Below are 582 nucleotides of genomic sequence, written 5' to 3' on the forward strand. Positions count from 1 at the left end.
ACTGACGGACGAAATCACGTTTGAACAAGAACGTGAACGTCACGCGATGCAAATCGAAACGCTAGAAATGACGCAAGAAGAGCTGCGTGAACAACGCAGTGAACAGCGTCGTCTAGAACAAGATGCTGCGGCAGAAATCAACAAGCTAGAAGCCATTGCACCAACATGGATTGCGGCGAACGATGCGTTGGAAAAATTGCGTGAGCAAAGCGGTGTAGAGTTAGAAGATCGCCATGCTGTGATGAGCCACATGCAGGTTGTTCTGGAACAAGAGAAAGAGTTGTCTCTAGCGAAAGACAAACTGGCAGAGCGTCGCTCGCAACTAGAAAGCGAAATCGAACGATTGGCATCACCGGGTGGTTCAAACGATCCTCGTCTGAAAGGCTTGGCAGATACACTAGGCGGTGTGCTTCTATCCGAGATTTACGACGACATTACAATCGACGACGCACCTTACTTCAGTGCGATGTATGGTCCTGCACGTCACGCGATTGTGGTTTCTGACCTGTCGGGTATCGAAGAGAAACTGGTAGAGCTAGACGACTGTCCGGAAGATTTGTACATCATTGAAGGTGACATAGA

Annotated in this window: 1 pseudogene; it reads left to right on the forward strand. The window is 49.0% G+C overall.

The window, feature by feature from the left end:
- Positions 1-582: pseudogene (gene mukB, locus R7Z77_RS27110) on the forward strand (chromosome partition protein MukB); the annotation flags it as partial.

Source organism: Vibrio sp. 1401 (genome assembly GCF_033340295.1).